This window comes from Aquitalea aquatilis, from assembly GCF_005155025.1.
Lineage (GTDB): Bacteria > Pseudomonadota > Gammaproteobacteria > Burkholderiales > Chromobacteriaceae > Aquitalea > Aquitalea aquatilis.
In genome coordinates this window covers 580663-593488 of the sequence record NZ_CP039731.1, presented here as the reverse complement: position 1 = coordinate 593488, position 12826 = coordinate 580663, and the positions used below count along the sequence as shown (strand labels likewise).

Below are 12826 nucleotides of genomic sequence, written 5' to 3'. Positions count from 1 at the left end.
AGCCCTGCTTGTTGGGCCGGCATGGCGTGCGAGCCTGCCGGCACGCTGTCATTCATTTCCATGGCCGGTTATAGGCACCCAGGGTCTGTTGCTGGCCTTCTGCCAGCTTGGACAATGCCTGGGTCCAGCCCGGTTTCACCGAGAAACGCTGCGGCTCGCGTCCGGCCGCATCCAGTGCTTCGCGCAGGGTGCGGGTGACTTGTGCCACATAGGCCGGGCTGCGCTGGCGGCCTTCCACCTTGATGGCGGCCACGCCGATATCGATGATTTGCGGCAGCATGGCCATCACGTTGAGGCTGGTGGGTTCTTCCAGCGCGTAATAGGTATCGCCTTCCACTTCGAAGCGCCCCTTGCACAGCGTAGGGTAGCCTGCCGGTTCGCCCTGCTGGTATTCGTCGATCAGGATGCCGTTCAGCCGGGCCCCCAGCGCCTGGCTGCCGTGTTCCCAGCGCACGAATTTGGCCGGGGAGCAGACGCCGTGGCTATTGGGCGATTCGCCGGTGGCATAGCTGGACAGCAGGCAGCGGCCTTCCACCATCACGCACAGGCTGCCGAAGCCAAATACTTCGATTTCCACCTGGGTGTGGTCGATGACCTGTTTCACCTGATCCAGCGTCAGCACCCGTGGCAGCACGGCGCGGCGGATATCGAACAGCTCTTGCGCCAGATTGATGGCTTCGTAATTGGTGGCCGAGCTTTGCACCGACATGTGCAGGCGCAGCTGGGGGTAGCGGCGGCGGGCATATTCCATCAGGCCGATATCGGCCAGGATGATGGCGTCCACGCCCAGATCAGCACCTTCGTCGATGGCACGATGCCAGCGGCTGATATCGCCGCCCTGGGCATAGGTGTTGATGGCCAGCAAGACCTTGCGCTCATGCTGATGGGCATAGCGTATGCCCTCGCGCGCGGTGCGGTCGTCAAAGTTCAGCCCGGCAAAGTTGCGGGCATTGGTGTCGTTTTTCAGGCCGAGGTAGACGGTGTCGGCACCGTTGTCCACGGCGGCCTTGAGGGCGGGCAGACTGCCCGCCGGGCAAACCAGCTCCGGCAGAGGTCGTGTGGCAGGCATGATGGCTTGGTGTCAGCGATTGAAACCGCCAGACAGTAGCAGAGCGCTGTGGCGCGGGACTTGTTCTGGGTCAAGGGGTGGGGAGTGGTGTGGGGGAAAGGGAGTGGCCTGGATGGCGCAGGCCATCCCCCAATATTGGCCAGCTGCCAGCAGCGGCGAACAAAATAGCGTAGCGCCCCTAAGGCAAGGTGCGCCAGCGCAGACAATACAAGCAGCACGGCAAGCAGGCGCAAGGCCGCAACAGGGTTTTTGTTCGCTGCTCTTACAGCGGCAGTACCAGCTTGGTTTTGGCTACCAGCACGATATAACCCACCACCAGCAGGGCGGCCAGCAGGGCCATGCTGCGTATCTGCTTGGTGCGGCCACGCTTGAGGGCGATGGTGCCCAGCAGCACATAGGCCAGCAGGCCGCCGATTTTGGCTAGCAGCCACGGGCTTTGCAGCACTGGCCAGCCACCCATCACCACCAGTGTCACCCCCAGCGCCAGCAGCAAGGTGTCGATGACATGCGGCAGGATGCGCAAGGGTTTGAGCGCCAGAATGCGCTGTCGATCCGCCAGCATCAGCCCGCCGCGCACGGCAAACAGCAAAATGGTGAGATAGGCCAGGCCCATGTGGGCATGCTTGATGATCAGATAGGGATACATGCGGATTCCTGAATGTTATGCCTTGGGCATCGCGTGATGGCGGCCAAAGGCTGATGGTACACTGACATCCTTGCTTTTAGCCGTGTTCCCGCCATGCTTTTTCTCTATCAGTCCAATCGTCTGGAGCAATTGGGTCAGCTGTATGCCGCCATGTTGCAGGCGCAGCCGCTGTCCAACCCCTTTGCCGCCGAAACGGTGATCGTACAGAGCCGAGGCATGGGGCGCTGGATGACGCTGGATCTGGCGCAGCAGTGTGGCATTGCCGCCAATATCGATTTTGTGCTGCCGGCAGCCTTTGCCTGGCGGCTGATGCAGAAAGTCATGCCGGAGTTGCCGCGCAAATCCTCGTTTACTCCCGAGGTGCTCAGCTGGCGCTTGCTGCAGCTGTTGCCCGTGCTGGAAGGCGAAGTATTTGCGCCCTTGCAGCGCTATGCCGCTGGTGGCGAGACGGCTGCTTTCGAGCTGGCCGGCAAAGTAGCCGACATCTTTGACCAATACCTGGTATTCCGCCCGGACTGGATTCGTGCCTGGGAGCGCGGCGAGCGGCTGGATCTGGGCGAGGACGAGGCATGGCAGGCTGCACTGTGGCAGCAGCTGGCCGTGCAGGACCCCGGCCGCCACCGCGTGCGCATGCTGGACGAATTCTTTGCCGAGCTGCGACCGGAGCATCTGCCGGAGCGCATTACCCTGTTTGGCATTGCCAGCCTGGCACCGATGTATCTGGCGCTGATCAAGCGCCTGTCCGAGCTGACCGATGTCTGCCTGTTCACCCTCAATCCCTGTGAGGCCTACTGGGGCGATATCGTCGATACCCGCCGCAAGCTCAAGCTGCGGGAAAAGGGCGACCTGTTCGCCACCGAAGGCCACCCGCTGCTGGCCTCGCTGGGCAAGCAGGGACGTGACTTTTTCGAACTGATTGCCGCCGATGCCGAGCTGGATGCCCGCCCGCTGTTTGCCGAGGCCACGGGCGACAGCCTGCTGGCTCGCCTGCAGCGCGATATCCTGCAACTGGACATGCCCGGCCATGATGGCCAGTGGCTGAGCCCCGACGATGCCTCCATCGAGCTGCATGCCACCCACGGTGCCATGCGCGAACTGGAGGTGCTGAAAGACCGGCTGCTGGCCATGCTGGCGGACGATCCCACGCTCAGCGCGGCCGACATCGTGGTGCTGACGCCGGACATCAACAGTTACGCTCCTTATATTGATGCGGTATTCGGCCAGCGCGATGATGCGCCCAATCTGCCTTATGCCATTGCCGACCGCCGCGTGGAGCGCGAAGAACCGCTGCTGGCCGCCATCGGCAATCTGCTGCACTTGCTGGATTCGCGTTTTGCTGCCGACCAGGTACTGGCCTTGCTCGACAGCCCGGCGCTATTGCAGCGCTTTGGCCTGACCGCGGAAGACCTGCCCTTCATCCAGGACTGGGTGCGGGCCAGTGGTATCCGCTGGGGGCGCGATGCCGCGCACAAGGCGGCGCTGGGCCTGCCGGCCGATCCGCTGTTTACCTGGCGCTGGGGGCTGGACCGCCTGCTGTTAGGCAGCATCCTGCCACCAGCCATGGCTGGTGATGACAGCGGCCTGTTCGGCGGGCTGTTGCCGCAGGCCGGTGCCAGTGGCCAACTGAGCGAAGCCCTGGCGCGCTTTGCCAGCTGTTATGCCGTGTTGGACGAACTGGCCCGCGATTGGGCCACGCCTGTCGCTGCGGCCGACTGGGCCGAACGGCTGTTGCTGGCCACCGACCGCCTGTTCGCGGTGGACGAAGACGGCGAACTGGCGCTGGAAGTATTGCGCGATGCCCTGCAAGAATTGGTGGACGATGCGGCGATGGCCGACTTTGCCCAGCCCTTCAGCCTGGCCGTGCTGCGCGACTGGCTGCAGCGCAAGCTCACCGTGGCCTCGCCGCTGGGTTTTCTGTCCGGCGGCATCACCTTCTGCGCCATGGTGCCGATGCGCTCCATTCCCTTTCGCGTGCTGTGCCTGATCGGCATGAACGACGGTGCCTATCCGCGCGATGAGCGCCCGGTCAGCTTTGATCTGGTGGCACGCCATCCGCGCCGGGGTGACCGTTCGCGCCGCTTTGACGACCGCTACCTGTTTCTGGAAGCCATTCTGTCGGCACGCCAGCGCCTGTATCTGTCTTATGTCGGCTTGTCGGCACGCAATAACGAATCGCTGCCGCCTTCGCCACTGCTTGCCGAATTGCAGGACTGCTTCAAAGCCATGTGTGGTGATGCGGCCACGGCGCAGCTGCTGTTACGTCACCCGCTGCAGCCGTTTTCGCCGCGCTGCTACGACGGGGTTGAACCACGGCTGGCCAGTTTCGAGCCCAGCTTTGCCCAGGCGCTGGCGGCCCCGCCCAGTCAGCCCCGGCCTTTTGCTAGCGAGCTGCCGCCCTTGCCGGGCAGCAGCGTGCTGCATGTCAATGACTTCATCCGCTTCTGGAAAAACCCGCCGCGGGCCTGGTTGGCCGAGCGTCTGGCCATTCGTCTGCAAGGCCAGCAGGATGCGCTGCCAGTGCGCGAGCCATTCAGCGTGGATCGCGACGCCAGCCGCACCCTGCGCAGCCAGCTGGTGGAGCGCATGCTGGCTGGCAAGCCGGTGGCACCGGTCAAGCAGCGGCTGGCGGGGGCCGGCCTGCTGCCGCCTGCCGCGCTTGGCCAGGCCTGGCTTGGCAGTGAAAGTGCCAGTGCCGCCCGGCTGGCATACCGCCTGCCCGCAGTACTGAGCGAAGCCACGCTGCCGCCGCAGCCGGTGAATATCCAGCTGCATGGCCTGACCCTGGCTGGTGAACTGGGCGGGCTACGGGCCGAAGGGCAGATCCGGCTGGTGATCGGCAAGATGAATGCCGCCGAGCGGCTGGAATGGTGGCTGACCCACCTCTTGCTATGCGCCATGCGTCCTGCCGGCATTGCCTGCCAGTCAGTGCTGTATGACGACAGCGGCCACCTGCGGCTGGAGGATGAGCCGGACGCACTGGCCCTGCTCTCGGCCTGGGTGGTGCGCTGGCAGCAGGGCCAGCAACAGCCCTTGCCGTTTTTTGGCCGCACCAGCTGGGCCTATGCCGAGCAGCTGTACAAGCTGGACAGCGCACCGCAACTGGCGCTGGCCAAGGCGCTGGACAAATGGGACCCCAGCTTTGTCGGCGATTTTGCCGCTGCGCAATGCGAGGAGCCGGTCAACCAGCTGGTGTTCCGCCACCTCGACCCGCTGGCCGACCCGCTGTTTGCCCAATTGGCCGAAACACTGTTATTGCCGCTACTGGCGCGGCTGGGGGGCCAGGCATGAGCCTGCAGGTACTGAATGCACTCGAATGCCCGCTGGCCGGGGTCAACCTGATCGAGGCCTCGGCCGGCACCGGCAAGACCTGGACCATTGCTGCACTGTATCTGCGGCTGTTGCTGGAAGAGGTCAACGGCGAAGCCCCGCCCGGCATCGACAGCCTGCTGGTGGTGACCTACACCAAGGCCGCCACCGCTGAATTGCGCGAGCGCCTGCGCCAGCAGCTCACCGATTTTCTCGAGGTATTGCAGGGCAAGCAGGAGGGCAATGATTTCCTGCAGGCTCTGGCGCAGCGTTTTGCCCCCGGTGCAGTGCGGGATCTGGCCGAACAGCGCCTGCTGGCCGCCATTACCGGTTTTGACGGTGCGGCCATCTATACCATTCATGGTTTCTGCCAGCGTGTGCTGACCGATGCCGCTTTCGAAAGCGGTCAGACCTTTGCCGCCGAGCTGGTCAGCGACGACGACCGCCTGCTGGTGGAGGTGGTGGATGATTTCTGGCGGCGGCGGGTGGTCACCAGCCCCTTGCTGTCACAGGTGTTGGCCGAAGCGGGGGAAACCCCGGATGGCTGGCTGGCGGAAATCCGCCCCTGGCTGGCCAAGCCCTATCTGCAGATGGTGATGCCGGCGCAGCGCGATCTGCAGCAGGCTTTGCAACAGTTGGAGCGGTGCTGGCAGCAACTGGCGGCGGATGCGGTCACGCTGCAGAGCGGTTTTGATCTGTTGCTGGCCACCGAAGGTTTCAAGGCCACCAGCCACAGCCGGGCACAGCTGGAAAGCAGCATGGCCGAGCTGCAGCAATGGCTGGCCGAGCCGGACAGCCTGCCCATCCTGGGCCGCGATGCGCTGAAACGGCTGGACAAGCTCAGGCCGGAGGCGCTGGTCAAGGCCATGAAAAAGGGCTTTGTCGCGCCCGAGCATCTGCTGTTCCAGCGTATTGGCGACTGGCTGGCCGCCTGGGATGGCTATCTGGCCCAGCTGCAGCTATCGCTGGCGGGGCTCAAGCTGGAACTGATTGCCTGGGTGAACGAGGAACTGGCTCGCCGCCGCAGCCAGGAGCGGGTGCGCAGTTTTGACGATTTGCTCACCGAACTGGGCGCAGCCCTCGCCGCTGCCGATGGCGGTGCGCAACTGGCCGCCGCCGTGGCGCGCAGTTTCCGCGTGGCGCTGATCGACGAATTCCAGGATACCGACCCCATCCAGTACGACATCTTCCGCAGTTGTTTTGCCCTGCAGGGCCGGCCGCTATTTCTGGTGGGCGACCCCAAACAGGCGATTTACAGCTTTCGCGGTGCCGATATCTTTGCCTATCTGGATGCGCGGCAGGATGCGCCCGCCGCCCAGCAATACTCGCTGGATACCAACCGTCGCTCGGATGTGCCGCTGGTCGAGGTGGTCAACCAGCTGTTTGGCCGCGCCCGGCCGTTTTTGCTGGATGCCATCAGCTATCAGCCGGTGCACGCCGCGCCCAGCTCCGGTGCCGTGCTGGAAGTGGCGGACGAGGACGCGGCCTTTACCGTGCTGTGGCAGCCGCCCGAGGGCGACAAGCCGCAGAACAAGGACAGCGCCGCCCGCGCCAGCGCACAGGGCTGCGCCCATGAAATCGCCCGCTTGCTGACGCTGGCCGGGCAGGACCAGGCTGCCATCAATAAGGGCGGCCAGCGCCGGCCCCTGCGTGGTGGCGACATTGCCGTGCTGGTGTCCACCCACCGTCAGGGCGAACAGATGCGCCAGGCCCTGGCCGAGCGTGGCGTGGCCAGCGTGGCGCTCACCCAGGAAAGCGTGTTTGCCAGCCATGAGGCAGCCGAGCTGCTGGCCCTGTTGCGCGCCTGGGCCGAACCGGCCAGCGAAAGCCGGCTGCGTGCTGCGCTAGTGACCGAGCTGTACGGGCTGGATGCCGCCCGCCTGCTGGCCGAAGTGGAAGATGAGACACAGTGGGAAGCGCGGCTGCTGGCCAATGCCGCCGACCACCAGCGCTGGCTGGAGCAGGGCTTCATGAGCGCCTGGCGGCATTTCCTGGCACGCGAGCAACTGCCGCTGCGCCTGTTGCCCCTGCCCGATGGCGAGCGGCGGCTGACCAATCTGTCGCATCTGGCCGAGCTATTGCAAAGCGAAAGCGAAAGCGACAGCCGTCACGGCATGGCCCCCTTATTGGCCTGGCTGGAGGGCAGGGTGGCCAGCCCGTCTGGCGGTGAGGAAGCCATGCTGCGGCTGGAAAGCGATGCCGCGCTGGTGAAGATCGTCACCATCCATACCTCCAAGGGGCTGCAATACCCCATCGTGTTCTGTCCCTATCTGTGGGATGGCGCACTGGAGCGGCGCAATACCAGCTTCTGGCGCTACCGCGAAGCCGGGCAGGCCATGCTCAGCCCGGACGTGCTGGCCGATGCCGCCGTGCGCCAGCAGGCTGGCAGCGAAATGCTGGCCGAAAAGCTGCGCCTGCTGTACGTGGCACTGACCCGCGCCCAGCACCGCCAGTATCTGGCCTGGGGTTGGGTCAAGGACATGCAGACGGCGGCGCTGTCCTGGCTGCTGCATGCTGTGGACTGCCCGGATCTGGCCAGCCTGCGCGAGCTGGAATTCAGCCCGGCCATGCTGGAGCAGCAACTGGCCGGGCTGGCCAGCCGTTTGCCGGCGGCCTTGCATCTGCGCCAGCTGGAGTGCGGGCTGAATCCCTTGCCTCTGGCGCAGGACGCGCGGCAGGACTATAGTGCGCGCCTGTTCCAGCGGCCGGTTTACAGCCCATGGCGGGTAGCCAGCTTTACCTCGCTTACCCATGGCCGCAGCAGCAAGGCCAACGAACGGCCAGACCACGACGGCGGCCTGCCGGTATTGCCGGCAGAGGGCGGCGAGCTGCTGGCAATCGACAGCCCGTTTGCCTTTCCTCGTGGCGCGCGTGCCGGTACCTGCCTGCATGCCATGTTTGAAAACATCGATTTCGGCATGAGCGATGCCCAGTTGCAGCCGGTGGTGGCACAGCAGCTGCGTCGCCACGGTTTTGCCGATAGCTGGCAGCCGGGGGCCATGCAGCTACTGCGCCAGACGCTGGATGCCGAGCTGGCCCCCGGTGTGAGGCTGGCCGGCGTGCCGGCCGGGCGTAAGCTGGTGGAAATGGAATTCACCCTGCCAGTGCGCCAGCTGGATGTGGCCGCCTTGCGCCGCGTACTGAGCGATCCGGCCAACGGCCTGGCCCAGCCACTGCGCACAGCTGCTGCCGGGCTGGATTTCCGCACGGTGCGCGGTTATCTCAAGGGCTTTGTCGATCTGGTGTTCGAGGCCAACGGCCTGGTGTATCTGGTGGACTACAAATCCAACCACTTGGGTGAGCAGGCCATGGACTATGCTCCCGAGTGCTTGCTGCAGTCGGTGGCGCGCGAGCACTACTATCTGCAATACCTGATTTACTGCGTGGCGCTGCGACGCTATTTCAGTGCACGCGGGCGTGATTTTTTCACCTGCTTTGGTGGCGTGCGCTACCTCTACCTGCGTGGCATGGGGATGGCCGGCATGGGCATCTGGAATGATCAGCCAGCACAGGCTTTACTTGCCGAGCTGGATGGCTTGTTGTGTTGACAGCAACTATCATTGCCTTGCCAATGGCATGGAGTAGACTGGTGCACTGCGCCTGTGCGGCGGGATGTGTGCGGCACACTGTATGGTCAGCGCAGGCAGGCGCGGCCCTCTCGTAGGCGGTTTTTGTGAATTCCTTCCATTAATAAGGCTGTACTGCGTAAAAAAGCGCCAGCAGGCCGCATGGCCAGCAGCAATAACAGGTCGTTCATCACGGGAGACGGGAATGTTTGAATCGGCAGAAATCGGCCACAGCATCAGCAAAGAGAGCTATCGCGAGCAAGTACCGCTGCTGCGTGAAGCCTTGCTGGACGTGCAGTACGACCTGAAGGAAAAGGCCGATTTCCCGGTACTGATCCTGATTCACGGTTTTGACGGTGCCGGCCGTGGCGAAACCATGAACCTGATCAACGAGTGGCTGGACCCGCGGCTGATCGACACCGTGGCTTTTGCCTCGGCCAATGACGAAGCTCGCGCCCGGCCCTGGATGTGGCGCTACTGGCAAAAGCTGCCGGCCAAAGGCCGCATCGGCATTTTCTTTGGCTCCTATTATTCCGACGCGCTGTTCGACCGTGTGTACGACGTGATCGACCATGACGCTTACGACCGCGAAATCTTCGACATCATGCGGCTGGAACGCATGATCAGCCAGGATGGCGCGCTGATTCTCAAGTTCTGGTTCCATCTGACCAAGGACAAGCAGCGCAAGCGGCTGAAAGAGCTGGAAAAGGATCCGGCCACCCGCTGGCGCGTGACGGCGGATGACAAGGCCAATATGGAGCGCTACGACACCATCCGCAAATACGGCGAGCACATGATCCGCCTGACCAATACCGCCTACGCGCCGTGGATTGTGGTGGATGGCGAAGATGCCAATTTCCGCAGCCTGACGGTTGGCCAGACCATTCTCAAGGCTATCCGCAACCGCATCAGCCAGGCTGGTGCGGTGGTCGATGCTTCGGAAGCACCGCCGTTGCTGGCCCCCATCGACGACAAGGTCATCCTGGATACCTTGCAGCTGGACCAGCAAATGGACAAGGCTGAATACAAGAAACGGCTGGCCGAGTTGCAGGGCCGGCTGAACAGCCTGACCCGTGACGAGCGCTTCAAGAACCATTCGCTGGTACTGGCTTTTGAAGGCAACGACGCCGCCGGCAAGGGCGGCACCATCCGCCGCATCACCCAGGCGCTGGATGCACGCAGCTACCGCGTGGTGCCGGTGGCCGCACCTACCGAGGAAGAGCGCGTCAAACCCTGGCTGTGGCGTTTCTGGCGCCAGGTGCCGGGCAAGGGCGGCATGACCATCTTCGACCGCACCTGGTATGGCCGCGTGCTGGTGGAGCGGGTGGAAGGCTTTGCCCAGGAGCGCGACTGGATGCGCGCTTACTATGAAATCAACGACTTCGAGCACCAGCTCACCGAAAACGGTGCCATCGTGCTCAAGTTCTGGCTGGCCATCAGCAATGAAGAACAGATGGCGCGTTTCAAGCTGCGTGAGGAAACCGGCTTCAAGCGCTTCAAGATTACCGAGGAAGACTGGCGTAATCGCGAAAAGTGGAATGCCTACAAGCTGGCAGTCAGCGATATGGTCGACCGCACCAGCACCAGCAAGGTGCCGTGGACGCTGGTGGAGGCCAATAACAAATACTATGCGCGCATCAAGGTGCTCAGCACCATTTGCGCGGCGCTGGAGGCAAGGTTGGGTGCGTAGTTTTCTGTTGTTGTGCTGCTGTCTGTGGCTGTTGCCGGCGCAGGCAGCCGATCTCACCCTGCGTGCAGGCGTGGTGGTGGATAATGCCGGCCCTTATAACTTCACCCCGGACAGCCCGATGGCCGGCATCTATCGCGAGGCGCTGGAGCAGATCGGCAAGCTCAGCGGGGTGCGTTTCGATATCGAGTACTACCCGGCCCTGCGTATCCAGCAGCTGTTCGAAGTGGCCCGGCTCGACGTAGAGGTCGGCGTCAATCCGGCCTGGCGCAGCCTGTCGCCGGTGGGCGGCTTTTATACCCTGCCCATCGGTACGCTGGATTACCAGCTGTGCAGCCGGTCTGGCAATGCCAGGGCCGGTCGCGGGCTGGAGGAGTTGCGCGGGCAGACCATCGGCCTGCTGCAAGGACAGCCGCTGAGCGCCTTCGAGTCCGAGTTTGTCCGTCACGGCGTGCACTATGAGATGTCGCAGAGCGAAAACGAGGTGCTGAGCAAGCTGCGGCTGGGCCGTCTGCATGCCGTGGTGCTGGAGCGCCGCCAGATCGAACGCCTGACGCTGTTGCCGGAAGAGCTGCGCTGCGAACCGGGCAGCCAGATCAGCTCACAGCCGGTGATGCTGCGGCTGCATCCGCAATTTCGCCAATGGCTGCCGGCCCTCAATCGCGCCATCAGCCAGTTGCAGGCCAATGGCAAACTCAAGGCCATTTTCCAGAAATCCCGCGGATGAGCCCTTCCTCCCAGGCAGTCACTGCCCCCCTGTTGCCGCAGCAGCTATCCCAACTGCTGTTGCGGCTGGACCCGACGCTGGATGACAGCACGCTGGCGCTGGTCTGCGAACTGGCTGCCGCCAATCAGGCCGGCCATGTCTGCCTGCCCATTGCCCACCGGGCGGAGCGCCGCCTGCTGCAGGCTTCGCCGGTGCTGGGCAAACCGGGCAGCTATGCCCCGCTGATTCTGGATGATGCCGGGCGGCTGTATTTCGCCCGTCACTGGTTTGACGAACAGAGCCTGGCGCGCAAGCTTGCGCAGCTGGCGGCCGATCACCGGCCACTGCCCGCTGCCGCGCTGGAGCCGGTGTTGCGCCAGTTGTTTCCTGCGGTGCAGGCCGGGCAGCCCGACCGGCAAAAGCTCGCCGCTGCCTTGGCCGCCCGCCAGCGCCTGCTGGTGGTGTCTGGTGGACCGGGCACCGGCAAAACCACCACGGTGGTGCGTTTGCTGGCCATGCTGGCCATGTTGGCGGAGCGGCCACAGGTCATGGCGATGGCAGCACCAACCGGCAAGGCCGCTGCCCGCCTGAGCGAATCGGTACGCAATGCCCGCGACAGCCTGCCGGTATCCGACAGCGTGCGCGCCCAGCTGCCGCAACAGGCACAAACCCTGCACCGGCTGCTGGGTTTGCGGCCGGGAGCGGCCCAGCCACGCTATCACGCCGGCCAGCCGCTGCCACTGGATGTGCTGGTGGTGGATGAAGCCTCGATGATTGATCTGGCGCTGATGGCACGTCTGGTGGAGGCCCTGCCGGCACAGGCCCGGCTGATTCTGCTGGGCGACCGCGATCAGCTGGCATCGGTGGATGCCGGTGCGGTACTCGGCGATTTGTGCGGACAGGTGGCGTATCTGCCGGCTACCCGCGACTGGCTGGCACAGGCCGGCGCAGGCCCCTTGCCGGCGGACGAGGGCAGGGCCGGTGCGCTGGCCGACAGCGTGGTGCTGTTGACCCACAGCCATCGTTTCCGCGCCGATTCCGGCATCGGCGAGCTGGCCCGGCTGGTCAATCTGGGCGATGCCACTGCCGCCTTGCAGCTATTGCAGGCCGGGCAGCACGACGATATCCGGCAGGCAGCACTGCTGGACGATGCGGAGTTGTCGGCACGTCGTCAGCCCTATCTGGACGCCATCCAGCAGCAGCAGCCGCTGGAGCAGGTCCAGGCTGCATTTTCGCAGTTCATGTTGCTGGCGGCCGAGCGGCGCCAGGTCGAACAGGCCAACCAGCGTATGGAGGCCTTGCTGGAACAAAGCGGCTGCAAACAGGCCGGGCGCGACTGGTATGCCGGCCGTCCGGTGATGATCAGTGCCAACGATTACGGTGTCGGCTTGTTCAATGGCGATATCGGCTTCACCGTGGAGCGGCCGCAAGGTCTGCGGGTGGCTTTCCCCGCCGCAGACGGCAGCTGGCGCGAGTTTGCCCCGGGCCGTCTGCCGCAGCACGAAACCGTGTTTGCCATGACCGTACACAAAAGCCAGGGCTCGGAATTCGACGAAGTCTGGCTGCAATTGCCTAGCACACCAGGGCCGGTGCTCAACCGCGCCCTGATCTACACCGCCATTACCCGTGCCCGCCAGCGCTTCGCCGTGGCAGGTAGCGACGAAGTGTGGCAGCAGGCGGTGCGGCTGGCTCCGGCGCGCTACTCCGGGCTGGCCGATTTGCTGCGCCAAGCGCGCGTGTGAATTCTGCAACACTTCCACATGGAATATTTGTTTTTCGCACGCAAGACGCTGAAAAAATTGGGCAAAATCCTTGTTGCATCCTATGATGGCGCCTTCCCGCAATA

General features: G+C 64.1%; 7 protein-coding genes. 5 read left to right on the top strand and 2 right to left on the bottom strand.

Annotated elements, in window-relative coordinates; genetic code table 11:
• Positions 1–52: 52 nt before the first annotated feature.
• The gene (gene ubiU, locus FAZ30_RS02725; protein ID WP_124642168.1) at positions 53–1069 is read right to left on the bottom strand and encodes a ubiquinone anaerobic biosynthesis protein UbiU; all 1017 of its coding nucleotides are present in this window, start codon (positions 1067–1069) and stop codon (positions 53–55) included.
• 262 nt (positions 1070–1331) lie between these two features.
• Positions 1332–1715: a SirB2 family protein gene (locus tag FAZ30_RS02720; protein WP_124642170.1), complete on the bottom strand. Its 384-nt coding sequence runs from the start codon at positions 1713–1715 to the stop codon at positions 1332–1334.
• 93 nt (positions 1716–1808) lie between these two features.
• Between FAZ30_RS02720 and recC the strand changes: the two genes are divergently transcribed.
• The 5 genes from recC to recD all read left to right on the top strand — a co-directional run bounded on the left by recC (position 1809) and on the right by recD (position 12722).
• Entirely contained in the window at positions 1809–5003 is a 3195-nt protein-coding gene (gene recC, locus FAZ30_RS02715; RefSeq protein ID WP_137008628.1) for an exodeoxyribonuclease V subunit gamma, read from the top strand.
• Positions 5000–8569, top strand: coding sequence for an exodeoxyribonuclease V subunit beta (recB, locus tag FAZ30_RS02710; RefSeq protein ID WP_124642174.1), 3570 nt, complete (start codon positions 5000–5002; stop codon positions 8567–8569). The genes recC and recB overlap by 4 nt, the downstream gene beginning before the upstream one ends.
• A 223-nt stretch (positions 8570–8792) precedes the next feature.
• Positions 8793–10277: a polyphosphate:AMP phosphotransferase gene (gene pap / locus FAZ30_RS02705; protein WP_124642177.1), complete on the top strand. Its 1485-nt coding sequence runs from the start codon at positions 8793–8795 to the stop codon at positions 10275–10277.
• Positions 10270–11001 (top strand): substrate-binding periplasmic protein, encoded by a 732-nt coding sequence (locus tag FAZ30_RS02700; protein WP_168190802.1) that lies wholly within the window; start codon positions 10270–10272, stop codon positions 10999–11001. Before pap ends, FAZ30_RS02700 begins: the two co-directional genes overlap by 8 nt.
• On the top strand, positions 10998–12722 hold the full coding sequence (gene recD, locus FAZ30_RS02695; RefSeq protein ID WP_137008624.1) for an exodeoxyribonuclease V subunit alpha: 1725 nt from the start codon (positions 10998–11000) through the stop codon (positions 12720–12722). The genes FAZ30_RS02700 and recD overlap by 4 nt, the downstream gene beginning before the upstream one ends.
• Positions 12723–12826: the final 104 nt, after the last annotated feature.

Coding starts and splice junctions, on each gene's coding strand:
- ubiU (WP_124642168.1), bottom strand. CDS start 1,069: ATGCCTGCCACACGACCTCTGCCGGAGCTGGTTTGCCCGGCGGGCAGT.
- FAZ30_RS02720 (WP_124642170.1), bottom strand. CDS start 1,715: ATGTATCCCTATCTGATCATCAAGCATGCCCACATGGGCCTGGCCTAT.
- recC (WP_137008628.1), top strand. CDS start 1,809: ATGCTTTTTCTCTATCAGTCCAATCGTCTGGAGCAATTGGGTCAGCTG.
- recB (WP_124642174.1), top strand. CDS start 5,000: ATGAGCCTGCAGGTACTGAATGCACTCGAATGCCCGCTGGCCGGGGTC.
- pap (WP_124642177.1), top strand. CDS start 8,793: ATGTTTGAATCGGCAGAAATCGGCCACAGCATCAGCAAAGAGAGCTAT.
- recD (WP_137008624.1), top strand. CDS start 10,998: ATGAGCCCTTCCTCCCAGGCAGTCACTGCCCCCCTGTTGCCGCAGCAG.